This is a genomic window from Janthinobacterium sp. YR213, from assembly GCF_900099875.1.
GTDB lineage: Bacteria > Pseudomonadota > Gammaproteobacteria > Burkholderiales > Burkholderiaceae_D > Janthinobacterium > Janthinobacterium lividum.
This window is the reverse complement of record NZ_FNDA01000002.1, coordinates 315,784-340,787: the sequence shown is the minus strand read 5'-3', so window position 1 is coordinate 340,787 and position 25,004 is coordinate 315,784. Positions and strand designations below refer to the sequence as shown.

Annotated in this window: 18 protein-coding genes and 1 tRNA gene; 13 read left to right on the top strand and 6 right to left on the bottom strand. The window is 58.6% G+C overall.

Going from position 1 to position 25,004, the window contains the following annotated elements; all coding sequences use genetic code 11:
* Window positions 1-63: 63 nt before the first annotated feature.
* Window positions 64-753, bottom strand: coding sequence for a 2OG-Fe(II) oxygenase (locus tag BLT98_RS10720; protein ID WP_092607546.1), 690 nt, complete (start codon window positions 751-753; stop codon window positions 64-66).
* Window positions 750-1,805, bottom strand: coding sequence for a bifunctional DNA-binding transcriptional regulator/O6-methylguanine-DNA methyltransferase Ada (gene ada, locus BLT98_RS10715; RefSeq protein ID WP_092607543.1), 1,056 nt, complete (start codon window positions 1,803-1,805; stop codon window positions 750-752). The genes BLT98_RS10720 and ada overlap by 4 nt, the downstream gene beginning before the upstream one ends.
* Window positions 1,806-1,986: 181 nt before the next feature.
* On the opposite strand from ada, the gene hutC reads away from it, so the two are divergent.
* From hutC to BLT98_RS10675, 8 genes are all read left to right on the top strand, one after another.
* Window positions 1,987-2,706: a histidine utilization repressor gene (gene hutC / locus BLT98_RS10710; protein ID WP_070254615.1), complete on the top strand. Its 720-nt coding sequence runs from the start codon at window positions 1,987-1,989 to the stop codon at window positions 2,704-2,706.
* 330 nt (window positions 2,707-3,036) lie between these two features.
* Complete coding sequence (locus tag BLT98_RS10705) at window positions 3,037-6,360, top strand: PAS domain-containing hybrid sensor histidine kinase/response regulator (RefSeq protein WP_092608628.1); 3,324 nt, start codon at window positions 3,037-3,039, stop codon at window positions 6,358-6,360.
* Between the two features lie 70 nt (window positions 6,361-6,430).
* Complete coding sequence (locus BLT98_RS10700) at window positions 6,431-6,889, top strand: response regulator (protein ID WP_092608625.1); 459 nt, start codon at window positions 6,431-6,433, stop codon at window positions 6,887-6,889.
* Window positions 6,890-7,201: 312 nt separating this feature from the next.
* Window positions 7,202-7,528, top strand: a complete 327-nt coding sequence (gene trxA, locus BLT98_RS10695) for a thioredoxin TrxA (protein ID WP_034780502.1) — start codon at window positions 7,202-7,204, stop codon at window positions 7,526-7,528.
* Window positions 7,529-7,683: 155 nt separating this feature from the next.
* Window positions 7,684-8,946, top strand: coding sequence for a transcription termination factor Rho (gene rho / locus BLT98_RS10690; RefSeq protein ID WP_034746249.1), 1,263 nt, complete (start codon window positions 7,684-7,686; stop codon window positions 8,944-8,946).
* Window positions 8,947-9,224: 278 nt separating this feature from the next.
* Entirely contained in the window at window positions 9,225-9,494 is a 270-nt protein-coding gene (locus BLT98_RS10685) for a type B 50S ribosomal protein L31 (RefSeq protein ID WP_034746247.1), read from the top strand.
* 154 nt (window positions 9,495-9,648) lie between these two features.
* On the top strand, window positions 9,649-11,373 hold the full coding sequence (locus BLT98_RS10680; RefSeq protein WP_092607538.1) for an ArnT family glycosyltransferase: 1,725 nt from the start codon (window positions 9,649-9,651) through the stop codon (window positions 11,371-11,373).
* A 198-nt stretch (window positions 11,374-11,571) separates the two neighbouring features.
* Window positions 11,572-12,552, top strand: coding sequence for a choice-of-anchor A family protein (locus BLT98_RS10675; protein ID WP_070281654.1), 981 nt, complete (start codon window positions 11,572-11,574; stop codon window positions 12,550-12,552).
* 74 nt (window positions 12,553-12,626) lie between these two features.
* Here the strand turns inward: BLT98_RS10675 and BLT98_RS10670 are convergent, their stop codons facing one another.
* Entirely contained in the window at window positions 12,627-14,306 is a 1,680-nt protein-coding gene (locus BLT98_RS10670; RefSeq protein ID WP_092607535.1) for an AMP-binding protein, read from the bottom strand.
* A 133-nt stretch (window positions 14,307-14,439) separates the two neighbouring features.
* Here BLT98_RS10670 and BLT98_RS10665 point away from each other — a divergent pair, with 133 nt between their 5' ends.
* The 4 genes from BLT98_RS10665 (at window position 14,440) to BLT98_RS10650 (ending at window position 22,469) form a co-directional block, all read left to right on the top strand.
* Window positions 14,440-16,803, top strand: coding sequence for a DNA polymerase II (locus BLT98_RS10665; protein ID WP_092607532.1), 2,364 nt, complete (start codon window positions 14,440-14,442; stop codon window positions 16,801-16,803).
* A gap of 273 nt (window positions 16,804-17,076) precedes the next feature.
* On the top strand, window positions 17,077-18,393 hold the full coding sequence (locus tag BLT98_RS10660; protein ID WP_034780514.1) for an enoyl ACP reductase FabMG family protein: 1,317 nt from the start codon (window positions 17,077-17,079) through the stop codon (window positions 18,391-18,393).
* Between the two features lie 155 nt (window positions 18,394-18,548).
* Window positions 18,549-18,635, top strand: a tRNA-Leu gene (locus tag BLT98_RS10655).
* Between the two features lie 1,008 nt (window positions 18,636-19,643).
* Window positions 19,644-22,469 (top strand): NACHT domain-containing protein, encoded by a 2,826-nt coding sequence (locus BLT98_RS10650; protein ID WP_092607529.1) that lies wholly within the window; start codon window positions 19,644-19,646, stop codon window positions 22,467-22,469.
* A gap of 335 nt (window positions 22,470-22,804) precedes the next feature.
* On the opposite strand, the gene BLT98_RS10645 is transcribed toward BLT98_RS10650, so the two are convergent.
* The 3 genes from BLT98_RS10645 to BLT98_RS10635 form a co-directional block, all read right to left on the bottom strand.
* Window positions 22,805-23,380 (bottom strand): GNAT family N-acetyltransferase, encoded by a 576-nt coding sequence (locus BLT98_RS10645; protein ID WP_244517460.1) that lies wholly within the window; start codon window positions 23,378-23,380, stop codon window positions 22,805-22,807.
* A gap of 11 nt (window positions 23,381-23,391) precedes the next feature.
* A complete protein-coding gene (locus BLT98_RS10640; RefSeq protein ID WP_092607523.1) occupies window positions 23,392-23,973 on the bottom strand; it encodes an NnrU family protein in 582 nt (193 codons plus the stop codon).
* 68 nt (window positions 23,974-24,041) lie between these two features.
* Complete coding sequence (locus BLT98_RS10635) at window positions 24,042-24,434, bottom strand: Imm10 family immunity protein (RefSeq protein ID WP_052140012.1); 393 nt, start codon at window positions 24,432-24,434, stop codon at window positions 24,042-24,044.
* Between the two features lie 147 nt (window positions 24,435-24,581).
* On the opposite strand from BLT98_RS10635, the gene BLT98_RS10630 reads away from it, so the two are divergent.
* Complete coding sequence (locus BLT98_RS10630) at window positions 24,582-24,998, top strand: GNAT family N-acetyltransferase (protein WP_034780821.1); 417 nt, start codon at window positions 24,582-24,584, stop codon at window positions 24,996-24,998.
* Window positions 24,999-25,004: the final 6 nt, after the last annotated feature.

Here is a 25,004-nt window from a genome sequence, read left to right as displayed (position 1 = left end):
AGAGTGACAAGAAGCAGCCATCATGCCATGTAATCCTGGAAACTCAAGCGCCGCTGCTAACGTTCAGCTCGCATCATGAAAAATGATGCCCAGGGTGTGGCGCAAGCCCGAACGCAGGCGCGACACGCCGTGGCGCATGTTGACGCGGTAGCTGCCGCGCGTGCCATTGACGGGGCGTTGCGCGACGGGAAAGAGCACGGCGTCGCCCTGCGCCAGCGGCACCACTTCGGCACGCGACTGCATGCGCGGGCGCTGCTCCGTCAGCACGAACTCGCCGCCCGTGAAATCCTCGTGCGGGCGCGACAGCAGCACGGCCAGTTGCAGCGGAAACACGTGCTCGCCATACAAGTCCTGGTGCAGGCAGTTGTAATCGCCCTCGCGGTAGCGCAACAGCAAGGGCGTAGGCCGGGTTTGTCCCGCCGCATGACAGCGCGTCAGGAAATCCCCGTGCGCCACAGGAAAGCGGCTGTCGATGCCCATGCTGACGTGCCAGCGGTTGGCAATGGCCGCCAGCGGCGGATACAAGGCAGCACGCAGTTCGGCGACCGGCTGCGGCAGCGGATAGGCCCAATACTGGTACTCGCCCTGGCCAAAACCATGGCGCTGCATCACCACCCTGCTGCGAAAGCGCGACGCATCGTCGTACTGCGCCGCCAGCGCGGCGCAGGTCTCCACCTTCAGCAAGCCCGGCACGACGGCACAGCCGTATTGATTCAGTTCATCCTCGATCTGCTGCCAGTCCAACGCCCTCACCGTTCCCCCTCGCGCTCAAGCAGCGCCTGCTTGCGCTCCACGCCCCAGCGGTAGCCGGACAGCGCGCCATCGTTGCGCACCACGCGGTGGCAGGGTATGGCGACGGCCAGGGCATTCGCGGCGCAGGCACAGGCCACGGCGCGCGCGCCTTGCGGGGCGCCGATGCGCCGCGCCAGCTCGGCATAGCTGACCGTGCTGCCGGCGGGAATTTCGCGCAAGGCTTGCCACACGCGCTGCTGGAACACCGTGCCGCGCACGTCGAGCGGCAAGTCCAGGCCCAGGCCTGGCGCTTCGACCAGGCCGACGACTTGCGCCACCGTCTGCTCGTACTCGGGCTCGGCGCCGCGCAGCTCGGCGCGGGGAAAGCGGTCCTGCAAGTCGCGCAGCAGCACTTCCGGGTCGTCATCGATCAAAATCGCGCAGATGCCCTTGTCCGTGCTGGCCACGAGGATGGCGCCCAGCGAGCAGGCGCCGATGGCGAAACGGATCACGGCGCCGCTGCCGCCGTCGCGGAACGCGCCCGGCGTCATGCCCAGCAAGCCTGGCGTGGCGGCATACAGGCGGCCGCTGGAATTGAAGCCGGCCGCGTACAACGTTTCCGTGACATTGCCTGCGCCCTGCAAGCCAGCCTTCAGGCGCTCGCCGCGCCGCGCCGCCGCGTACGCTTTCGGCGTGATGCCCGTATGCGCCTTGAAGACGCGGTGAAAGTGAAAGCGGCTCATGCCGGCGGCCCTGGCAAGGCTGTCCAGGTCAGGCAGCTCGTCGCTGGCGTCGATCAGGCGGCAGATGTCGGCCACGATGGCCGCCTGGCGCTGGGCCAGCGGCGGCAGATTCGGCTTGCAGCGCAGGCAGGGACGAAAGCCGGCCGCCTCCGCCAGCTCGCAACTGGCATGGAAAGCCACGTTGCGGCGCAAGGCAGGGCGCGCCGCGCAAGATGGCCGGCAATACACACCGGTCGTGCGCACCGAATAATAAAAGACGCCGTCGGCGTCGGGCGCGCGCCGCTGCAGGGCATCCCAGCGTTCATCGTCAGTCAGGTAAGCGTGTTCCATGGCGAACTCCGTGCAAGTCTATAGTCAATCTCCAGCATAGCCAGCGCCCATGCGCGCCGCACTCCGGCGCTTGCTTTTGAATTCAAAAAAAGGCTGGCGGCAGGCATCGTGCTCGGTGCTAAAATCGGCCATCGCGCCTCCAGCCGGCGGCGCGCCCTGCCCGTGCCCCGGAGAAACCGCATTGGACGACCACAATACACAAGAAAATACGCCCATTTTCCAGCGCATCAAGGATTTTCTGCTGGCCGGCATCGCTGCCGGACGCTGGAAGGAAGGCGACGTGATTCCCTCCGAGCAAGCGCTGGTGAAGCAATTCGGCGTCTCGCGCATGACGGTCAACCGCGCCGTGCGCGAACTGACCAGCGAGCAGGTGCTGACGCGGCGCCAGGGATCCGGCACCTATGTGGCGCAGCAAAAGTACCAGGCGACCTTGTTGGAAATCAAGAGTATCGCCGATGAAGTGCGCGCGCGCGGACATATCCACCGCAGCAGCTTGCAATTGCTGGAACGCACCAAGGCGTCCGACCTGCTGGCCAAGCAATTTGGATTGCCGCCGGAACACCCGCTGTTTCATTCGCTGATCGTGCATTTTGAAAATGGCGTGCCGATCCAGGTGGAAGACCGCTGGGTCAATCCCGAGTGCGCGCCCGACTACATGACACAGGACTTTTCCAGCATCACGCCGAACGAATACCTGATGGCCGCCGCGCCCCTGCAAGGCGCCACCTACAGCATCGAAGCGCTGTCGGCGCCGCGCGACATCGCCGAAATGCTGGCCATCGACACCAAACAGCCTTGCCTGGTGCTGCGCCGCCAGACCCGCTCGGGCGGCAAGATCGCCTCGATCGCCACCATGTGGCATCCCGGACACCGCTATCAGTTCGCCGGCAGTTTTAGCTAAGGCTATCGCCTCTATTGAGTAGCACGATTTCGCGCCAACTTTCTAACGAATTCTCACCAAATCGCGAAAAAAACAGCCATTTCGGGGTGAAAAAAATCCCGTTTTGGCCGTTTCTGAAACTAAATACTCCGAGTAAATATTCGATGCTATAGTTGCCGCCAGAAAGCGCCGCAGGCGTTTATTTGAGCGCGCCTCATGTACTGCCAGCCTAGTCCAATCACGCCCCAGAAAGGGATGCATTTGTCGTATTGCAGCCACACGAGTTTCAGCGCACCACGCCCTCGGCGCCCTGCGCTGCGCCGGCTCGCTCATACGATGCTGGCGGCAGGCATGGCGCTTTCGCTGCCGGTGCAGGCGGCGGCGCCCGGCATGGCGCCGGCATTGCTGTGGCCGTATGCTGCCGCCAGTGCCACCGCCCTGGCGGGACTGGCTTGCTGGCAAGCCTGGCGCTTGCGCCAGCAGTTGCGCCGCCAGCCCCAGCCCGCGCATGCCCAGGCTGAGCAGGATGCCATGCAAGCCTTGCGCGGCGCCACCATGGCCGGCTGGACTTGGCGCCGCCAGTCCGACCGGCTGCAATTCGCGCCCCAATACCAGGACGTCCTGGGCGACAAGCATGCCCAGCTCGAGCATGCACTGGCCGACTGGCTGGCCGAAGTCCACCGCGATGACCGCGCGCGCCTGAGCCTGGCCTTTCGCCAGCATCTGGACGGCCAGACACCCGGCACCTTCAATTGCGAATTCCGTTTGCGTCACAGCGACGGTCACTGGCGCTGGCTGCTGGCGCGCGGCGCCGTCCTGTCGCGCGCCTCGGATGGCGCCGCCACGCAGGCCAGCGGCATCGTCTGCGATATCAGCGAGCGCAAGCAGGACGAGCAATCGCGCATGCGCTCGATGCTGGAAGCGGCGCCCGAAGCCATGCTGGTGGCCGACGTCGAGGGCAAGGTGCATTATGCCAACCAGATCGGCGCGCGCTGCTTCGGCTATCCGCTGGCCGAATTGACGGGCATGTCGCTGGAGCAATTGGTACCGGAAAGCACGCCCAGCCAATCCGTGGGCGACCCGCAAGGGCGGCACAGCCTGCCGGGCCGGGTGATGATGGCGCGACGCCGCGACGGCACGCACTTCCCCGCCAAGGTCAGCCTGTCGCCGCTGCGGATGGCCGGGCAAGTGTTTTCCATCGTCTCGCTGCGCGACATGACGCAGCGGCAACGCGCAGAGGAAGCGCTGCACGCCAGTTCGGAACGCTACCGCCTGATCGTGCAGACGGCCGCCGAAGGCATCTGGATGACGGATGCGAACGGCAAGACCACGTTCGTCAACCCGAAGATGGCGCACATGCTGGGCTATACGGTGCAGGAAATGCTGGGCCGTCCCCTGCTCGACTTCATGGACCGCGACAGCCAGTTGCTGATGCAGCGCCGCCTGGCTAGCCACGGCAGCTTCGCCAGCCAGCCGGACCAGGTCGATTTCCGCTTCTTCCGCAAGGATCAGTCCAGCCTGTGGGGCTTGCTGTCGAGCACCAGCATCCAGTCGGACAATGGCGAACCGGGCGGCACCCTGGCGATGATTACCGACATCACGGAGCGCCGCCAGGCGTCGATCGCGCTGTCGAACTCGAGCCAGCGCATGGCGTCCGTGTTCGGCGCCGTGACAAATGGCCTGGTGGTGCAGGATAGCCACGGCCACATATTGGAAAGCAACGCCGCCGCCGAACGCATGCTGGCGGCCAGTCCGGCCGGCAACAGCCTGTGGCAAGCCATCCGCGAAGACGGTTCCGCCTTCGACCAGCGCAGCCATCCCGTGCACATCACCCTGTCGACGGGCGAGGCCATGCGCGACGTGCTGATGGGCGTGCAGCAGCCCGACGGCAGCCTGTCGTGGCTATCCGTGAATACCGAGGCCATCCGCGATGAGTACGGCAAGGTGGGCATGGTCGTGGCCAGCCTGACGGACATCACGTATCACAAGCGCAGCGAAAGCGCCTTGCGCGAACTCAATGAACATCTGGAAGAGCGCGTGGCGCAGCGCACGGAGCAGCTGGACCAGGCCAAGCAGGTGGCCGAAGAAGCGAGCCTGGCGAAGGGACAATTCCTGGCCAACATGAGCCATGAAATCCGCACGCCGATGAATGGCGTGATCGGCATGGCGTATCTCGCCCTGAAGACGGACCTGGAACCGCGCCAGCGCGACTACCTGGAAAAAATCCGCTTCGCCGGAGAACACTTGCTGGGTATCATCGACGATATCCTCGACATCTCGAAGATCGAGGCAGGCAAGCTGGAAATCGAGCGTGTCAACTTCAGTTTCGACCATGTGGTGCAAACGCTGATGACGGTGGTCGCGCCACGCGCCGCCGGCAAGAACCTGGAACTGCTGTTCGAGATCGACCCGCAATTGCCCGCCGTGCTCGTGGGCGACCCGCTGCGCCTGGGGCAGGTGCTGATCAACTACGCCAATAACGCCATCAAGTTCAGCGAACAGGGCAGCATTACCGTGAAAGTGCGCAGGGTGGTGGCGGACGCGAAACACTGCCTCGTGCGCTTTGAAGTGTGCGACCACGGCATCGGCCTGTCGCAGGATGAAATGAGCAAGCTCTTCCAGTCCTTCCAGCAGGCCGACACCTCCACCACGCGCGAATATGGCGGCACGGGCCTGGGCCTGGCCATCTGCAAGCAGCTGGCACAGCTGATGGGCGGCGACGTGGGCGTCGACAGCCGTCCCGGCGCCGGCAGCACCTTCTGGTTCACGGCCAATCTGGGCATTTCCGACCAGGCCGCACCCGCCATGCTTGACAGCATGGTGCAGACGGCGGCCGCCATGCGCGCCAGCGCCGACGCGGCCCTGGTGATGCGCACGCTCAAGCATGCGCGCATCCTGCTGGTGGAAGACAATACGTTCAACCAGCAAGTGGCGCTGGAATTGCTGGAGGAAGCGGGCGCCTCCGTCTGCCTGGCCAACAATGGCGAAGAGGCGCTCGACCTGCTGCGCCAGACGCAGTTCGATTGCGTGCTGATGGACGTGCAGATGCCGCTGATGGATGGCTTGCAGGCAACGCGCCACATCCGCGCCGACCCGCAGCTGGCGCACCTGCGCGTGCTGGCCATGACGGCCACGGCCACCAGCGAAGACCGCGTGCGCTGCCTGGAAGCGGGCATGGACGATTTCATTTCCAAGCCCATCCAGCCGGCCATGATGTACCAGACCATCGCCAGCTGGTTGCCGGCGCACGAAACGCCGCCGCCACCGGCGCGCAGCCGCGCCGCGCCCGCCTTCAAGACCACCCTGGCCGGCGACCCGCAAGTGATCGACCTGTCCATCCTGGCCAAATTGCTGAGCTACAACCCGGAAAAGGTGCGCAAGTTCGCCTTCAAGTTCCTGCAGACCACGCAGGATGGCTTTGGCGACATCGATGCGGCCCTGGCGCGCGGCGACGTGCAGCAGGTGCGCGAACTGGGACACCGCATCAAGTCATCGGCGCGCACCGTGGGCGCCCTGGGGCTGGCCGAACTGTGCCACAACCTGGAAACCCTGGCGCCGGGCGAACCGGCCGACGAGGCAGAGCGGGCAAGGCGCATCGTTACGCGCCTGTGGCCCCTGCTGGAACAGATTACCGAACAAATCATGAATAACACCAGCTTTGCCAATGACGATTAGCTATCGCCAAATTGGGTTGCGGCAAGGTATCGGCATCGACAGCGATGCATATCAATAGAAAGACATGACGATGAACACTGTATCAAACCAAACAAGCCAGGAACACAACGAAGCAGGCCTGGCGCCATTGCGCGTGCTGCTGCTGGACGACGACGTTTTCATGCTCGACGTGCTCAGCGACATGCTCGAACAGATGGGCCAGTTCGACATCCGCTGCGAGTCGCACAGCGATCAGGCGCTGGCCACCCTCAAGCAGCACCAGCCCGACCTGCTGCTCTGCGACCTGTCCATGCCCGACATCGACGGCATCGAATTCTTGCGCATGGCGGCGGAAAACGGCTTCCGCGGCGGCGTGGTCCTGCTGTCGGGCCTGCATTCGGCCGTACGCCTGGCGGCCGAGCGCCTGGCCATGGCGAATGGCCTGCATATCCTGGGCACCTTCCGCAAGCCGATGGAAAGCGCGGAATTGCAGCTCATGGTGAACTTGCAATTGCAGCACACGGCGCGTCTGGCCAACGTACAAGCCTGATCGAGGGGCCGGCCGGGAGGGCAGGCACGGCGCTGCAGGCCAGCAGGCATGCGGCTTTGCCGCCCTGCGGCCACGCACAGGAAGGATATGCTGGCGATATGCCTCAAGTTTTTCTGCAATAATCGCCACGCTTTGAAAAAATGGGTTATTATTTCAGCCATCCCCGCCTGCATACCTCTGGTCGCACCTTCCAAGACATTGAAGTCGTGCCCATTGTCCCCATCTTCTAACTGCATTCCAGGAAGCATGGATGGCGAACCAGCGTATGGTTAATTCCAGGCATTATTGATCCCACCCTCATTTGAGGAAAATATGAGCGAAAATATCAAACACATTAGCGATGCATCTTTTGAAGCAGACGTCCTGAAATCCGAGTTGCCAGTACTGGTCGACTTCTGGGCAGAATGGTGCGGTCCCTGCAAGGCCATCGCCCCTATCCTGGAAGAAGTGGCCAAGGAATATGCCGGCCGCATCCAGATCGCCAAGATGGACGTGGACGCCAACCAGGCAGTGCCTGCCAAATTCGGCATCCGCGGCATCCCGACCCTGATCCTGTTCAAGGATGGTGTTGCAGCTGCTCAAAAAGTGGGCGCCATGGCCAAGGGCCAGTTGACCGCTTTCGTCGACAGCAACATTTAATGTATGATGGGCAGCGCTGCGCCCGCAGCGCCGCCTGACTGGAACCACCGGGAAGCGGCTTTGCCTCATTCGTGCACAGCCTTCCCGAATAATTAATCAACGCCACGCAGTCCCCTCCCCTACCTTTACATCCCGTCTCGGGACACTCAACACATATGCATTTATCCGAACTAAAGGCCCTACACGTATCCGCCCTGCTTGAGATGGCGATCGGTCTTGACATTGACAACGCAGCCCGCTTGCGCAAACAGGAGCTGATGTTCGCTATCCTGAAAAAACGCGCCAAGTCCGGCGAACAGATTTTTGGCGATGGCGCCCTGGAAGTGCTGCCTGACGGCTTCGGCTTCCTGCGCTCGCCCGACGCCAGCTACATGGCGTCCACCGACGACATTTACATCTCCCCTTCGCAAATCCGCCGCTTCAATCTGCACACCGGTGATTCGATCGAAGGCGAGGTACGGACCCCGAAAGATGGCGAACGCTATTTCGCATTGGTCAAAGTCGACAAGGTCAACGGCGAATCGCCGGAGATGTCGAAACACCGCATCCTGTTTGAAAACCTGACGCCGCTGCACCCGAACGAGCCGCTGCGCCTGGAACGTGAAATGAATGGCCAGGAAAACATCACCGGCCGCATCATCGACCTGATCGCCCCGATCGGCAAAGGCCAGCGCGGCTTGCTGGTGGCATCGCCGAAATCCGGTAAATCCGTGATCCTGCAGCACATCGCCCATGCGATCACGGCAAATCATCCGGACATCACCCTGATCGTGCTGCTGATCGACGAACGTCCGGAAGAAGTTACCGAAATGCAACGTTCGGTGCGCGGCGAAGTCGTCGCCTCGACCTTCGACGAGCCAGCCACGCGCCACGTGCAAGTGGCCGAGATGGTGCTGGAAAAAGCCAAGCGCCTGGTCGAAATGAAAAAAGATGTGGTCATCCTGCTCGACTCGATCACCCGTCTGGCGCGTGCCTACAACACCGTCATCCCTGCCTCGGGCAAGGTGCTGACCGGTGGTGTCGACGCGAATGCGCTGCAACGTCCAAAACGCTTCTTCGGCGCCGCGCGCAATATCGAAGAAGGAGGCTCGCTGACCATCATCGCCACGGCGCTGATCGAAACGGGCTCGCGCATGGATGACGTGATCTTTGAAGAATTCAAGGGTACGGGCAACATGGAAGTGCATCTGGAACGCCGCCTGGCTGAAAAACGCGTCTACCCGGCAATCAACCTGAACAAATCGGGTACCCGCCGCGAAGAACTGCTGATCAAGCCGAACGAGCTGCAAAAAATCTGGATTTTGCGCAAGTTGCTGTACTCGATGGACGAGATCGAGGCGATGGAGTTCATTCTCGACAAGATGAAAGCCACAAAGAACAACGCCGAGTTCTTCGACATGATGCGTAGAGGCGGCTAAAACCTACTGCGCGGCCACATTTTCGATCTCCGTTGCTCACTGTACTAAAGTACAGTTCCGCTACTCAATCGCAACTGTGGCCTGCTCGCTACGGTTTTATCTCGCCTCTCACTTAGGTGCAAGCCGCTCCTTGAGCGGCTTTTTTATTGCCTGCGGCCGAAAAGCGCTATATAATCGACGGTTGCATTATTTTAAACCCTGGCAAGTGATCGGCAATCGGGTCAAGAAGCTGGACGACCGACGAAGTGCTGTTTGGCTACCAAACTAGAGAGAAGACCATGAAAGTCGATACCCATCCAGAATACCGCGAAGTTGTTTTCCACGATCTGTCGTGCGATTTCAAATTCGTTACCCGCTCGACCATCCAAACCCGCGAAAAAATCACCCACGACGGTAAAGAATACCCACTGGTGAAGATCGAGGTTTCGGCTGAATCGCACCCATTCTTCACGGGCAAGCACAAAATCGTCGATACCGCTGGTCGCGTCGAGAAGTTCCGTCAGAAGTTCGGTTCGGTTGGTTCGAAAACCGCAGTCGCAGCAGGCTAATTTTTGCCGCTCTGCGGCAAAAAAGGGCAGCTTCGGCTACCAAGAAAAAGGCAGCCACGGCTGCCTTTTTTGTCTTTGGCCGCTTTACTTTATACTCGCGCATACCCGACGCCATTCGTCGCGTCTTGCCATTTTTTTCTGATACCGACTATCGATGAAGCCAGTCCGCCTTCCCGCCGCTGCCACACTCGCGCTGCCACGATGGGCCTTGTTTGCGCTCGGCCTGCTGTACATCCTGCCTGGCCTGATCGGCCGCGAACCGTGGAAGAACGATGACGCCGCCAGTTTCGGCATCATGTGGACCATGGCGCATGGCGGCCTGAACGACTGGCTGTGGCCCAACGTGGCCGGCCTGTCGCTGCCCGACGAAGGCCCGCTGGCCTTCTGGCTGGGCGCCATCTTCATCAAGCTGTTCGGCTGGATCGACGGCGACGTCTTTGGCGCGCGCATGTCGACCATCGGCATCTTCGTCGTCAGCACCCTGTCCGTCTGGTACACCGCCTTCAACCTGGGCCGCCGCAACGATGCCCAGCCGCTGCGCCTGGCCTTCGGCGGCCAGCCCGAGCCGGACGATTTCGGCCGCACCCTGGCCGATGCCGCCGTGCTCATCTACCTGGGCTGCCTGGGGCTGCTGCAGCACAGCCACGACATCACGGCCGAAGCGCTATACGTGTCCCTGATGGCCTATTTGCTGTACCGCGCCGTGCGCTACATGGAAGGCCCATCCGTCCGCAATGCGGCCCTGCTGGGTCTGGCGATGGGCGGCCTGACCCTCGCGCGCGGCTGGATCACGCCGGCAGCGCTGAGCATTGCCCTGCTGCTGTGCACCGTCTTCCTGCGCCTGCCGCTGCTGCGCAGCGTGCGCCACCTGGCGCTGGCCATCCTGATCGGCGCCGCGCTGACCCTCGTCTGGCTGCTGCCGGGCGAATGGCTGCAACCGTATGACCACTCGCCGCTGCACGCGTGGATGGAATGGAATTGCCGCCAGTTCAGCGCCCCGAGCCTGAAAAGCCTGCAGTATTTCTTGCGTGTCGGCATCTGGTTCTTCTGGCCAGCATGGCCGTTCGCCGCCTGGGCCGTGTATGCCTGGCGCCGCCAGCACCACGTGCTGCACATCGTCGTGCCGCTGACCTTTGTCGCCATGCTGGCCATCTTGGGCCTGTGCCATCCCGATCCAGACCCGAGCCAGCTGCTGCCGCTGCTGCCGCCGCTGGCCGTGATGGCCGCGTTCGGCTTGCTGACCATGAAACGGGGCGCCATCAACGCCATCGACTGGTTCTCCGTGATGGTGCTGACCATTTGCGCCCTTGCGCTGTGGCTGTTCTGGTTCGCCATCCTGACGGGCTGGCCGCCGAAACTGTCGCATAATGCCCTGAAACTCATGCCAGGCTTCAAGCCCGAACTGGACTTGCTGGCCTTTTTCGTGGCCGCCTGCGCCAGCGCGGGCTGGGTGGCGCTGGTGCACTGGCGCATCTCGCGCCAGCCGGCCGTGCTGTGGCGCGCCGTGGTCCTGTCGTCCGGTGGCCTGATCCTGATCTGGGTGCTGATCATGACCTTGTTCCTGCCGCCGTTGAACTACAGCAAGAGCTACGCCAGCGTGGCGCACCAGATTTCCGTCCACCTGCCGCCAGGCAGCAAGTGCATCAACAGCAACGTCGGCGCCGCACAGCGCGCCTCGTTCGCCTACTTCGGCCACTTGCCGTTTGCCAGCGTGGGGCAGCAGCAATGCGATGTGTTCCTGTTGCAAGACAGCATCAAGGTGCCTGACAGCAAGGAACAACTGCCCGAGCACCATGGCGCGGACTGGATCAAGCTGTGGGAGGGGCGCCGTCCCACGGATGACGTGGAACGTTTCCGCCTGTACCAGCGCGTCAGGTAAGCAGCAAAAAACCGGGCCTGGCCCGGTTTTTTTATGTCCGCAAAACAATCACTATCGACAGGAAAAGTGTTGCTTTTAAATATAGTTAATTACCTAAATTGAACTAGAATTGTTTTTTAGATTATAATGATGGCCTGCGCGATGGCGGTGTCTTGCTTTCCCGCCCTATTCGTCCCCCAATTCACTATGAGATTGTCCATGAAATTATTTACTGCCCGTACCTTGCCGCTCATCAGCGCCGCCCTGTTCGCCTTCTCTTTCAGCGCTTCGGCCCAGGCAACCGTGATTGACCTCGGCGTCGCCAATGGCTACTCGGCCTTCATCTTCGGCAACATCGGCAGCAGCGGCGCCAGCGGCTTCACCAGCGTCGGTGGCAGCATCGCCGCCGGCGGCAATATTTATCTGGACAACTACAACGTCGGCACGAACAAAAAGCCAGGCAGCGCGGCCAACGCGATCGTTGCTGGCGGCAACCTGAACACGGGCTGGGGCACCATCGGTGGTTCCGCCGTGTATGGCGTCAGCAATCCCAACGCCACCTTGACAGCGCCACAATGGTTCCCAACCGGCAGCATCAGCAAAGGCAACGCTTCCACCCTGGACTTCGCGGGCACCAAGCAACAACTGACGACCCTGTCGGGCGACGTGGCCAAGCTGCAATCGAACGGCACCGTGCTTTCGCAAAACAATGGCTTCAAGCTGGTGGGCGACATCAACGCCGACGTGAATATTTTCAACATCGATGCGTCGAACCTGCATAACCTGACCCTGGACCTGTCCTCGCTGAAAAGCACGGCCAGCATCATCATCAACGGCACGGCCACCAACATCACCTTGAGCGGCGGCTTCGACAATTTCGGCAGCTTCGCCGACCGCACGCTGCTGAACTTCGCCAATGCCACTACCACCAGCCTGAACAACGTCGGCATCAACGGCAGCATCCTGGCGCCGAACAGCGCGTTTTCCGGTTCGGGCAGCATGAACGGCACCCTGGTCGCCAATTCGGTCAGCTCGATCAATTACGGCCACGTGTCGATGAACGGCTCCGGCTTCAACACGGTCAGCGTGTCGGCCGTGCCGGAACCAGGCACCTACGCCATGCTGCTGGCCGGCCTGGGCTTGCTCGCCTTTGTACGCCGCCGCACGCCAGCGCGCGCACCGCAAGCCGCGATGGCCTGAGCTTTACGCTGAATCAATAAAAAACACCGGGCCGCGCGAGCGTCCCGGTGTTTTTTTATGGGCTGGCGAAAGACTTAGTCCGCGCTCAGCCCCAGATCCGTCGCCACCTGCTTGCGCAACAGGTATTTCTGGATCTTGCCCGTCACCGTCATGGGGAATTCCTCGACGAAGCGCACGTAGCGGGGAATCTTGTAATAGGCGATCTGCCCATCACAAAAGGCGCGGATGTCCTCGCTGGTGGCCTGCGTGCCCGGACGCAGGATGATGCAGGCGCACAACTCTTCGCCATACTTGGCGTCCGGCACGCCCACGCACTGCACGTCGAGCACGCTCGGGTGGCGGTACAGGAACTCCTCGACTTCGCGCGGATAGATGTTTTCGCCGCCGCGGATGACCATGTCCTTCGAGCGGCCGACGATGCTGCAAAAGCCGTTGTCGTCGATCACGGCCAGGTCGCCCGTGTGCATCCAGCGCGCCGCATCGATGGCCTCACTGGTTTTTTCAGGGTCGCCCCAGTAGCCCTGCATCACGGAATAGCCGCGCGTGAGCAATTCGCCCTTTTCGCCGCGCGGCACGATGCGCCCTTCCGCATCGATGATTTTCACTTCCAGGTGCGGGTGAACCCTGCCGATGGACGACACGCGCATTTCGCGCGGGTCCTCGATGGCCGTCTGGAAACTGACGGGCGACGTTTCCGTCATGCCATACGCAATCGTGATCTCCGCCATGTGCATCAGCTCGATGACCCGCGTCATGACTTCCATCGGGCACGGCGAACCGGCCATGATGCCGGTGCGCAAATTCGACAGATCGTATTGCTTGAAATCAGGATGGTCGAGGATGGCGATGAACATGGTCGGCACGCCATGCAGCCCCGTGCAGCGCTCGGCCTGCACGGTTTCCAGCACGGCTTTCGGATCGAACCCTTCGCCGGGAAACACCATGGCCGCGCCATGCGTGACGCAAGCCAGGTTGCCCAGCACCATGCCGAAGCAGTGGTACAGGGGCACGGGAATGCACAAGCGGTCCTGTTGCGTCAGGCGCATGGCTTCGCCGATGAAAAAGCCGTTGTTGAGGATATTGTGGTGCGTCAAGGTGGCGCCCTTCGGCGCGCCCGTCGTGCCGGACGTGAACTGAATGTTCACGGCGTCGTCAAACTGCAAGGTAGCGCTCACTTCTTCCAGGTGCACCAGGTCGGCGTCGGTAATGCCCTCCATCAGGGCGTCGAAGTTGTGCATTCCGGGTGTCGCGGCCGTGCCCAGGCGGATCACGTGGCGCAATTGCGGCAGGCGCGGCGACTGCAGGGCGCCGGCGCGCGAACGGGCAATTTCCGGCACCACGTCTTGCACGATGGCCAGGTAGTCGCTGGACTTGAAGCTGGGCGACAGGATCAGCGCGCTGCATTGCACCTTGTCGAGCACGTATTCGAGTTCCGAACGCCGGTAGGCGGGGTTGATGTTGACCATGATCAAGCCGGCTTTCGCCGTGGCAAACTGGGTCAGCACCCATTCGGCGCAATTCTGCGACCAGATGCCGACCCGGTCGCCCGGCTGCAAGCCCAGCTTCAGCAAGCCGGCGGCCAGGCGATGCACGCGCTGCTGGAATTCCAGATACGTCCAGCGCACGTTTTGGTGCGCCACGATCAGGGCATCCTGCTGGCCATGGCGGGCGGCGATGCCGTCCAGGTAGGCGCCTATCGTTTCGCCGATCAACGGCGTCTCGTGGGCGCCATGTACATAACTCATTGCTTGCATGCTGTCTCCAGGGTGTGTGGCGCGGCGCGCTCTTGTTATCGTCTTCGATGCAGAAAATTATAGCCGCAACCGCCCCCGCCCTGCGTCAGCTTGCTGTAATGTGCAGGCCAGCACATCCGACACTCACGGCACCATGACAGGCAACGCGCAGCACCCGCCCGAACAGGGCTTCATCCTGACCCGCCACTGGCGCGATACCAGCGCCGGCACGGAAGTCGATTTCTGGCTGGCAACAGATGCCGGGCCCCGCCACGTGCGCCTGCCCGTGCAGACGGCCGTCGCCTTCCTTCCCATGGAGCAGCAGGAACAGGCGCAACAGCTGTTGCGCGGCGAGCGCCATGCGGAGCTGCGTCCCCTGTCGCTGTGCGATTTTCATCACCGTCCCGTGCTGGGGCTGTACTGTAAGCAATACCGGCATTTGCTGAAGCTGGAAAAGCAGCTGCGCGCGCACGGCATCGACGTGTACGAAGCCGATATCCGCCCGCCCGAGCGCTATCTGATGGAACGCTTCATCACGGCGCCGGTGACGTTCAGCGGAGAAACACTGCAGGAAGTGCAGCTGAAACCGGCGCCCGGCTACCGCCCCGCATTAAAACTGGTGTCGCTCGATATCGAGACGACGGCCCATGGCGAGCTGTATTCGCTGGCCCTGGAAGGCTGCGGCCAGCGCCAGGTCTACATGCTGGGGCCGCCAAACGGCGGCGATGACGCCGTGGACTTCGACCTCGAATACTGCGACAGCCGCGCACAGATACTCGAGCGCCTGAACACGTGGATGGAGCGCCACGATCCGGACGCCATCATCGGCTGGAACTTGGTGCAGTTCGATTTGCGCGTGCTCAAGCAACATGCCGAGCGTTATCAAGTCCCGTTGAGGCTGGGACGCGGCGGCGCCGTGATGGAATGGCGCGAACATGGCGGCAAGCAAGAGCACTATTTTGCGGCCGCCGCGGGCCGTTTGATCATCGACGGCATCGAAGCCCTGAAGTCGGCGACGTGGAATTTTTCCTCGTTCAGCCTGGAAAACGTGGCGCAGACGCTCTTGGGCGAAGGCAAGTCCATCGACAATCCCTACCAGCGCATGGCCGAGATCGACCGGCGTTTCCGCGAAGATAAACCGGCGCTGGCCCGCTACAACCTCAAGGATTGCGAGCTGGTCACGCGCATCTTCGCCAAGACCGAGCTGCTGACCTTCCTGCTGGAACGGGCCAGCGTGACGGGCCTGGCGGCCGACCGCAGCGGCGGCTCCGTGGCCGCGTTCGAACACCTGTACTTGCCGCTGATGCACCGGCAAGGTTACGTGGCGCCCAACCTGGGCGACGTGTCCGGCGACAACAGTCCGGGCGGCTTCGTCATGGATTCCCAATCGGGCCTGTACGACTCCGTGCTGGTGCTCGACTATAAAAGCCTGTACCCATCCATCATCCGCACTTTCCTGATCGACCCCGTGGGCCTGGTGGTGGGCACCAGCGGCGACGAGGCCGATACCGTGCCCGGCTACCGTGGCGCGCAGTTTTCAAGGGTCAAACATTGCCTGCCCGCCATCGTGCAACAGGTGTGGCAGGGCCGCGAGACGGCCAAGCGCGAGCGCAACGCGCCATTATCGCAAGCGTTAAAGATCATCATGAACGCGTTCTATGGCGTATTGGGCTCGAGCGGCTGCCGCTTTTTCGACCCGCGCCTGGCCTCCTCGATCACCTTGCGCGGCCACGACATCATGCACCGCACGCGCGAGCTGATCACGGAACAGGGTTATCAGGTCATCTATGGCGACACGGATTCCACCTTCGTGTGGCTGAAAACGGCGCATACGGATGAAGAAGCGGGCAAGATCGGCCGCGCCCTGGTGGCGCACGTGAATGCGTGGTGGGATGCCCACTTGCGCGACGAGTTCGGCCTGGAGAATGCGCTGGAACTGGAATTCGAGACGCATTACCGGCGCTTCCTGATGCCCACCATCCGCGGCTCGGAAGAAGGCAGCAAGAAGCGCTATGCGGGCTTGGTGGGCAAGCCCGACGGCAGCGAACAGATGGTCTACAAGGGCCTGGAAACCGTGCGCAGCGACTGGACGCCGCTGGCGCAGCAATTCCAGCAAGCCCTGTACCTGCGCATCTTCCAGCGCGCCGCCTATCAGGACTATGTGCGCGACTACGTGGCGCGCACCGTGCGCGGCGAATTCGACGCTCTATTGGTCTACCGCAAGCGCCTGCGCCGCCCGCTCGACGACTACCAGCGCAACGTGCCGCCCCATGTGCGCGCGGCACGCACGGCCGACGCCTATAACCTGGCGCAGGGCCGGCCGCTGCAATACCAGAACGGCGGCTGGATCAGCTATGTCATCACGGTGGCCGGCCCGGAACCGCTGGAAACGCAGCGCTCGCCCATCGACTACCACCATTACCTGACGCGCCAGCTGCAGCCGGTAGCCGACGCGATCCTGCCGTTCCTGGGCGACGATTTTTCGCGCCTTGTATCGGGCCAGCAGGATTTGTTTTAAATCAATTTTACTGACCGGCATGACCAAGCTGAGGTAATATCGGCGCCTGCCGGGCTTATCTGCCCCTGTTTGCAGGCGCTGTGCGCCGCGGCAGCGTAAAATACGCCATGGCGAAAGAATAAGAGCTGTACCCAAGAAGAAGATGCCGCTCCAGACGAGAATCGTTCGCAAGAAGATTGTCGCCACTGAAAGGGCGCATAATTTATCACTATGTTGAACCAGTACGCCGGACTGCCCATCGTCCGCCGGCTAATTTTTGAATGAATTGATACCATGACCGAGATCACGTCCTTAAGAGACATCCCGCAAAAAAATATCTTCCGCAAGGGCGACACCTTTGTGCTGTTCGGCGAGCTGTTCGGCCGCGGCTATGTAAATGGCTTGCTGGACGAAGCGCGCAAGGCGGGCATGAATATCGTCGGCATGACGGTCGGCCGCCGCGATGAAAACATGGCGCTGCGTCCGTTGAACGCGGAAGAGCTGGCGGAAGCCGAAGCCAATCTGGGCGGCCGCATCATCAATGTGCCGCTGATGGCCGGTTTCGACCTCGACGCGCCAGCGGGCGAGCCGACCCCGACAGCCCTGCTGGCCGACATGACCCTGAAAAGCTGGCAAGAAGACAAGCTGGACTGGGCGCAGATCGAACGCTGCCGCGAAGCCGGCATCGCCCGCTTCAGCGCTTCCGTGGCAAAAGCCATGGCCGAGCTGGACAGCCTGATTCCTGACGGCAGCAATGTGTATTTCGCCCACACCATGGCTGGCGGTATTCCGAAAGTCAAAGTCTTCCTGGCGATTGCCAACCGCATCTATAAAGGCCGCGGCGAGCGCTTCATGTCCTCGCGTGCCCTGCTCGACAGCGACCTGGGTAAATTGATCCTGATGAACTTCGACGAAGTCACGGCCAACACCCTGCAGCACCTGATCGACGGCAGCGCCGCCATCCGCGCCCGCATCGAGCAAACGGGCGGCCAGGTGCGCTACAGCGCCTACGGCTACCACGGCACGGAGATCTTGATCGACGGCAAGTACCAGTGGCAAACCTACAGCAACTACACCCAGGGCCTGGCCAAGATGCGCCTGGAAAACGTGGCCAAGGCCGCGTGGGACAAAGGCATCAAGGCCACCGTCTTCAACTGCCCGGAAATCCGCACGAACTCGTCCGACATTTTCGTCGGCGTGGAACTGTCCCTGTTCCCCCTGCTCGACGCGCTGAAAAAAGAAGGCGGCGCAGCCTGGGCCGAAGAGCAGTGGAAAATCTGCCAGGGCTTGCTGGAAGACGGCGTCTCGCTGCAAGATTTGCTCGACCGTATCGCCGCCTACAATGGCGACGCCACCAGCGTGCAGTTCCGCAACTTCGCCGCCTGGCCGATGGACAACACGCCAGAGCTGGCCGACGTCATGATCGGCACCTCGGACGACATCACCAAGCTCCACAAGGACCGCAAGGAACTGATCACCGACCACCTGAGCTCGCTGGTCCTGGAAGGCACGGGCCCGCTGATGTTCCACGCCATGTCGGAACCGCAAGCGCCCGTCGTCTGGCTGAACCACGACATCATCGCGCGCCAGCTGAACTCCGTGCATAACTGATACCGGCCCAGCCGCTGTCCGACAACGCCGTCCCGGGCCCGCGCCCCCGGACGGCGTTTTTCATGCAAAGCCAGCATCCGATTAATGGGCTAAACCGTATGCCAAGCGAAAAACTTGCCGTATCGCGATAAATCAGTGATAATGCGTCTCGCGTTGCCGGGATGGCGGAATAGGTAGACGCACGGGACTCAAAATCCCGCGCTGGAAACAGCGTGCCGGTTCGATTCCGGCTCCCGGCACCACCAGACAAATCGAAGAAGTACCGATAAAGCCATTAAATCCAATAAAATCAAGGATTTAGTGGCTTTTTTCTTGCCTGATTGATCCGATCACTTCCGATTAAAGCCGATGGCAGCGCCATACAGTGGTGGAAGTACAAAATCTCCTCACCTGACTATTGAGCTCAACTTCGCTACACGCACTATTCGCCGGAAGTCTTCCTCGAATTTCTCGCTCATCAAAAACTCACCAATGCCCGTACAACGCAAGGTAATTTCCCTGTAGTGAGGCAAGAAAAAACCTTAATCTGAATGAAATTTTTCTTCTACAACAAGAAAATGGCGACAGTCCAATAAACTGCATATCCAAACTTTTAATGCTGCAAGGTAAAGTCGCCGAGCGTGCAGATGTCTGAGCACGCGTTTAAAGTGGCGATAGGGCCTGCGCTACCTCCGCTAATGATCGTCACGAGAAAAATGGCGACGGCGAAAGGAAATCTGGATCAAGCCCTAGTGTGGCTCTCCTGGCACTGCCTGGTAACTATTGCAGCCTGCACTGCTGGCTCTGTGGCTAGAAGGGCTAGCGGCAGCTTCTTGGTAGTGGTACGAAATCGATCAGATGGAAGAGCAACGAAAAGTCCACGTTGAAGAGGTCGCAGAACTGCGTGCTGGCACGAAGGCGTGGAAGAGAAAGGCTGGGAAAGCGAAATTAGAAAGCTGAGGCGAGCACATCCGCTATGTGTTCAGGTTAATCCGCGCATGCCTTATGGTGAACAGCACGACTATTTTATTTTGCAGGGATATTGAAAAACCTATCTGAGCATCTCAGATCCATGCGCATCCAATCACGCCACGCACTATCGGCGCTACCGATAAAAATGACATGATAGTTATCTTTACAGCAACACTCCAACTATTTTATTGCATAATAGACGAGCGGCTCCGAGCCATTGACACGTTGGAGGTCACTAATAAATTACTCAAAAGACAAAGGATTTGATGTAAAGTGGTTTCATTTAGGAGCATTTGCAAATGAAAAAAATAGAATCTTTCACATCGATTACCAAGCAAGATGCATTATTGCTAAAAATGCAAGAAATGAGTGAGGTAGAGTTTACAAAAGAAATTCTTATTCCAATCTTTAAGGAAATGGGCCACCGAGTTGATTATAACGGTGGTCCTTTAGAAGGAGGAAAAGACCTAATTTGTTGGAAGGAAAATGGATTTGGATCCGTTGAACTCACTGTGATTCAAGTGAAGAAAACAACTGCGTCCGCCGCTGCCGGGGATTCCAATAGCTTTGCCGGGATTGTTACTCAAATTCAACAAGCTTCTGAGAAGAAAGTCCCTTCACTATCAGGCCATTCCCAGTATCCTAATTTTGTCTATTTTATTACCCCATTCGATATCGATACCAGGGCTTTAGAGAGCCGGTTTGAGACATACTCAACCCTTACAACTCGAAACGTACGTGTATTAGATGGTCGCATCATAGCTTCCCAATTAATTGAAAAATTGCCAGATTTGGCGGATCTAATTTGTGGCGAGTCGTTTGTTATTAAGAATAAATTACTGTCTAATATTTCAAACTCAGACTTACTGAGTGCTCTAAACTATTCTGGCGAGAAAAATACCAATGATTTCTATTGCGATTTAGATTTCGGCGTCGGGAGAGTTACCACAAAACTTTTTCTCTCTATGGAATTTTGTGCCATGAACTCAAAACATTCCATACATCCTTCAAAGTGGAATAATTTAGAGTCACTAGCAGTTGAGATAGAACATTTACTTGGTATTGATATTTTTCTCCCATCAAGAAACTTAGTAATAGAAAACTATTTAGGCATATTAGATAAATGGAGATCTCAGGAAAATCAAGATATTATTCGCGATATCTCTAATAACTCCTTCGAACTGGAAGTTCTTCTTTCTAGGATTCTTGATGAATCTCAGCAATTGATTACTGAGGTTCTGTCAATTGACAGTGACCTTGCCAGAAAAAATATGAAATCTGGAACGAGAGGGAAATTAACGGAGGATGAAATTGCACGATTATTTTCCCTCAGAGACACAACCTCCAAAACTATATTTTCCTTTGAAGAATGGAAGGGATACTCGTACATCTCAAACAACATCCTCGAAAAAATAAAATCTTTGATATCGGTTGCAAGAATAAATATTAACAGCATTTCGGCCGAACTAAAAGCAATAGGACGAGATGCCGATAAAAGAGTTTCTGTTTTATATGTTGATTTAAACATCGCTGAAGTCCTATACATTCGCTTAGACAGCAACTTTAAAAGAAAAACAAATGAACCATTGTATGAATTTTTTCTTAACGGGGAAAAACTAGCTAACGAACTCACAAATAGAAAAAAATGGGTTTCAGATGAAATAGAAAAGCTAGGAAATAAAAAACGCGAAAAAGTTGAGATTAAAGATTTCTTTGTAAAGTGCCAAGACCTATTTGGCACTGTGGGACGAGTGCTTAATGAGAAAATATTTCTTGATGCCGTCGGCGCAGATTCCACGAAGAAATTCTCAGTTGGAAACCCGGCCAAGCGAATTAGCATGCCAATTAGAGAGGTCTTCAATACCGGGTTGCACTGCGCAATTTATGGTGAAGCAGGCGCTGGAAAATCAACTACTTTACATAAATACGCGTCAATGGCCTCAACTTCCGACTCTGAAGATGAACTCACATTATTTCTTCCGCTCACAAGAATACTTGCAAAGGTGATTAATTTTGGCGACAGCGAGGATATCACACCAATTAAAAAGCTCGAAAATGGATTGGCATCATTTTTAAAAAATGAAAAAACTGAAAACCACGCAGAGATTATAGATTTCATTAAAACAAAACGACGAGTAACCTTTATTTTTGATGGCGTAGACGAAGTAATTAAAAGTGCACCATGGATTATTAATGCAATTGAAGAAATAGAAAATACTTACAAAAATAGTCAAATAATACTTTCCGCCAGGTCAAGCGGTTCTTACTTAGAAAATATAAAATACTTAGGTCTAACATTACTCCCATTTACAGATAACCAAGTATTAAATTTCGTGAATGGTTGGTTTTCCAACGACAAGATAATTGCAAGAAATGTTACGACACATCTATCTCAGACACCTTCTCTAGCGGAGATTGTACGCAGTCCATTGCTAGCAACAATTCTATGTGTTTTGGCGGAAAATCGTGTTCCGTTACCTGCAGGCGAATTGAGCATGTATTCTGAACGCATAAAACTTCTGTTAGGCCATTATGATATTCACAAAAAAACAAAAAGAATTGTTTCCCACCATTCGTTACTTGAGACCGCCGCGAGACGATTAGCTTTTCTGCTGCATTCAAAAAATATGCGATCGGCATCTCCTGACTTTCTTGAATCAGCTACGGTGGAGCTTCTAGGGAAAAGATTTGAAGGAGTCGAAGAACAACAACTACGAACCGCGTTTCGAGAGTTAATCGATCCGTGCAATATATTGGTACCGATGACGGATGATGGCGAGTTTGGATTTGGACATTTGCGATATCAAGAATACCTATGCGCAACAGAATTATGTCAAAATAGGGGAATCGACGTAGGTCCTTTACTAACGTCTCCTTGGTGGAAATCAATACTTGTACTATTTGCTCGAATGACAGATAGCATTACCTACATCATTACAGATGTTATGGAAAAACAGCAGAACGTCACAAAATGCAAGGATAATCTTTTGGCAATAATATCAACTCGTGACAAACTAGAAAGACGCTACTTGACAGGTTTAATAGAAGGGCACGTTCAGCTCGATACTTTAGACAACGATCTCAAGGAATTCTATGACTATGACAACGATCAAGATGACTATTGATGACGATTTCGACTAAAATTTCCACAGACATAATTCTGCCCAAGATACCTCTTGTCCTCGGCGAAATTCGGCCTCCGCCCCATCAACGACCTGGCGGCCACAACTTCATCATTATCAACATTCCAGAAAAGTCAAAAAATTATTAAATTAACATATTATGGCAGTTCATTTTTTGAAATGCTGGAATCAAACCAAAGAATAATTCACATTTTAATGGGCTTATGATGGAGTTCGTTGTCTTTGGCACCACTTTAATAGGTAATTCAATTCCGGCTCCCACCTTGGTCGTACCTGATCAAACCCGCCCATCGCCAGATGCTGCGGGTTTTTTTATGTCAGCGCCCCAGCCTGCGCTCCAGCCCCGCCTTCACTCCATCCCACTCCGTATCGATCATGCTGAAACGCACGGAATTGCGCTTGCGCCCGTCCGGCATGATGCGCTCGTGGCGCACGATGCCTTCCTGTACCGCGCCCAGGCGCACAATGGCGGCGCGCGATTTGGCGTTCAGTTCGTCGGTCGTGAATTGCACGCGCACGGCCTGCATGGCTTCGAAGGCATGCGTCAGCAGCAGCAATTTTGCTTCCGTGTTCACGCCCGAGCGCTGCACGGAGGCGGCCAGCCAGGTGTGGCCGATTTCCATCTTGCGGTTGATACGGTCGATCTTCCAGAAGCGCGTGCTGCCGACGATGGCCCCCGTGGACTTTTGCACGATGACGAAGGGCATGACCGTGCCGGCGCGCCGGCCTTCCAGGGCCGTGGCGATGTAGGCGGCCATGGTGGCGGGGCCGGGCACCACGGTCACCGTCATGTTCCACAGTTCGCCATCGGCGGCCGCCTGCAGCAGCTGTGGCCCGTGTTCCGGCTGCAGCGGCAGCAGCTCGACCAGCTGGCCGCGCAGGGCGATCTCCATCGCTTGCTCCATCAATAGCCTAACGGCCGCACGCCAAACAGCACGCCATGCAACCAGAAGGCCAGCAGCAGCCACAACACGCAACCCGCGCCGGTGGCGATCAAGGTGCCTGCCAGGGTGCCGCCCTGATAGGCTACCCCGGCCGCGCGGTCGCGCTGCACGGCGGCATACAGATCAACGGATGACCAGACGAGAAAGCCGCCGAACAGCAGCACGTCGGCCACGTTGCCGTTGGCCAGCAGATGCGCGACGGCCCACAGTTGCGTGCCCAGCAGCATGGGATGGTGCACCCAGGTCTTGATATGGTTGCGCGGCACATTGGCCGCCGCCAGTAAAATCAGCGAGAACAGCATCAGCAGGGCACTGATGTGGCGCAAGCCCATGGACGGCGTCCACAGCACCTGCGGCTGCTGGCGCGCCAGGCCATAGCCCCAGATGATCAGGCCCAGCCCGGCAAACGCCACGAGCGAATACAGGCCCTTCCAGCGCTTTTCGCCGAGGCGCGCCAGCTGGGCGCTGCGCCAGTCGTCGGCGACGATGCGCACCGAATGCAAGCCCAGGAACAGCAACAAACCGAGTATCAGCACCGTCATCGTCCACTCCCCAGTCCATATCCTCTATCCAGCATACGCGGCACCATGGCCAGTGCCTTCCGCGCAGATCAACGTTCTTCGCGATAGTAGTCGCAGCCCTCGAACGTGGTGCGCAGCGCCTGCTGGAGCTGGGCATAGCGCTCGGGCGTCAAGTTGAAACGCACGTCGATCTGGCCATCGTCATCCATCTGCATGGCGGCCTCGGCATCCATCTGCACGGACAGGCGGTTCGGATGCAGGATCACGGCGTGCATGTGGCCATACCAGGCAAATTCCTGGCCGCAGTATTCGATATACGGCTCGTCCATGCCCATGGCCACGTCCTGCTCGTCGTACTCGTCGGCGCGCTGCAGCATCAGGTAGACGGGCTCGCCTTTGCCGGCTGGCGCGGCCAGGGTGGTGATCAGGGCGTCGTCTTCATTGATGACGGACAACTCGGTGGCGGTAAATCCTGCGGACATGGCGTGCTTTCAACAATTCAAGGGATGCCGCCACCATAGCGCAAAAGCGGCATGGGCAACATAGCGCGCGGCGAAAAAAGCCTGCCGTCACGAAAATCCATCGCCGCCTATAATTACCGCTCCAAACTATTTCTACAGGAGACCGCCTTGACCGCAGCATCGCCCTACACCATCCGCCTGGCCATTCCCGCCAGCGCCACCTACCAGCACCTGCGCGTCGCCGCCGGCCTGAGCGCGAAAACCACGGAGGCGGCCGCCAGGGGCTTGCCGAATTCCCTGTTTGCCGTGCAAGTGCTGCATGGCGACGAGGTGGTGGGCATGGGCCGCATCATCGGCGATGGCGGCTGCTTCTTCCAGGTGGTCGATATCGCCGTGCTGCCGGCCCACCAGGGCAAGGGCTTGGGCAAGCTGATCATGCGCGAAATCCGCCAGTTCATCGATAGCGACGTGCCGGAAAGCGCGTATGTCAGCCTGATCGCCGACGGCCAGGCGCAAGACCTGTACGCGCAATTCGGTTTCAAGCACACGGCGCCCGCCTCCGTCGGCATGGCGCTGAAGCGCTAGGCGCCC

Bases quoted from the DNA above. Each gene is read 5' to 3' on its own strand.
- BLT98_RS10700 (WP_092608625.1), top strand. From the start codon at position 6,431: ATGAACACTGTATCAAACCAAACAAGCCAGGAACACAACGAAGCAGGC.
- BLT98_RS10665 (WP_092607532.1), top strand. From the start codon at position 14,440: ATGACAGGCAACGCGCAGCACCCGCCCGAACAGGGCTTCATCCTGACC.
- BLT98_RS10680 (WP_092607538.1), top strand. From the start codon at position 9,649: ATGAAGCCAGTCCGCCTTCCCGCCGCTGCCACACTCGCGCTGCCACGA.
- rho (WP_034746249.1), top strand. From the start codon at position 7,684: ATGCATTTATCCGAACTAAAGGCCCTACACGTATCCGCCCTGCTTGAG.
- trxA (WP_034780502.1), top strand. From the start codon at position 7,202: ATGAGCGAAAATATCAAACACATTAGCGATGCATCTTTTGAAGCAGAC.
- BLT98_RS10640 (WP_092607523.1), bottom strand. From the start codon at position 23,973: ATGACGGTGCTGATACTCGGTTTGTTGCTGTTCCTGGGCTTGCATTCG.
- BLT98_RS10645 (WP_244517460.1), bottom strand. From the start codon at position 23,380: ATGGAGATCGCCCTGCGCGGCCAGCTGGTCGAGCTGCTGCCGCTGCAG.
- ada (WP_092607543.1), bottom strand. From the start codon at position 1,805: ATGGAACACGCTTACCTGACTGACGATGAACGCTGGGATGCCCTGCAG.
- BLT98_RS10635 (WP_052140012.1), bottom strand. From the start codon at position 24,434: ATGTCCGCAGGATTTACCGCCACCGAGTTGTCCGTCATCAATGAAGAC.
- BLT98_RS10670 (WP_092607535.1), bottom strand. From the start codon at position 14,306: ATGCAAGCAATGAGTTATGTACATGGCGCCCACGAGACGCCGTTGATC.
- BLT98_RS10650 (WP_092607529.1), top strand. From the start codon at position 19,644: ATGAAAAAAATAGAATCTTTCACATCGATTACCAAGCAAGATGCATTA.
- BLT98_RS10685 (WP_034746247.1), top strand. From the start codon at position 9,225: ATGAAAGTCGATACCCATCCAGAATACCGCGAAGTTGTTTTCCACGAT.
- BLT98_RS10705 (WP_092608628.1), top strand. From the start codon at position 3,037: ATGGCGCTTTCGCTGCCGGTGCAGGCGGCGGCGCCCGGCATGGCGCCG.
- BLT98_RS10660 (WP_034780514.1), top strand. From the start codon at position 17,077: ATGACCGAGATCACGTCCTTAAGAGACATCCCGCAAAAAAATATCTTC.
- BLT98_RS10675 (WP_070281654.1), top strand. From the start codon at position 11,572: ATGAAATTATTTACTGCCCGTACCTTGCCGCTCATCAGCGCCGCCCTG.